Below are 503 nucleotides of genomic sequence, written 5' to 3'. Positions count from 1 at the left end.
TTTTTATTTCTGCCGTAGATTACACTTAGTAACTAGTTCGCAGGTTGGAATTGTTCAGTTTGATAATTAACCAATAATTAATTTGGCAGGTAGAAATAAAGCTGATAACCTATCGTCCGTTTAAAAATAATCTCACTTAAACACAAGGATACTAGTGTTATGAATGCTCAAAGATTGGAGCGCATATTAAGTGCGTTTTTACCTTCTTTTATTGCCAAGCAATTAGCTAAATCACCAAAGCTTCTGTTGTTTGTTGTTCTGTTCATCACCTTGCTCGTCATTTTTATTATTAAAGTCGCTTCTTTTGCTATTTACTCTTTGGTCGTGGGAGCCGTGTTATTCGGCTGTTGGATGGCGTGGAGTGGCACTAAGCGCATTATGTCGAAGCGTAAGAAACGAGTGTCTTAAAAGCTAAGTCGAGATACTCTGGGCTTAACAAGCATCACTTAATCTACCTGAAATATATTTATCGGGTTTATTAACGTGTTAGATATTATATACAT

At 36.0% G+C, this 503-nt stretch carries 1 protein-coding gene; it reads left to right on the top strand.

The window, feature by feature from the left end:
* Positions 1-159 precede the first annotated feature (159 nt).
* Positions 160-408: a hypothetical protein gene (locus L1D50_RS23340; protein WP_010370628.1), complete on the top strand. Its 249-nt coding sequence runs from the start codon at positions 160-162 to the stop codon at positions 406-408.
* Positions 409-503: the final 95 nt, after the last annotated feature.

Source organism: Pseudoalteromonas sp. Isolate6, assembly GCF_022398435.1.
Taxonomy (GTDB): domain Bacteria; phylum Pseudomonadota; class Gammaproteobacteria; order Enterobacterales; family Alteromonadaceae; genus Pseudoalteromonas; species Pseudoalteromonas galatheae.
Note: the sequence above shows the minus strand (reverse complement) of the source record. Positions and strands in the feature narration are given on the sequence as shown.

Coding starts and splice junctions, on each gene's coding strand:
- L1D50_RS23340 (WP_010370628.1), top strand. CDS start 160: ATGAATGCTCAAAGATTGGAGCGCATATTAAGTGCGTTTTTACCTTCT.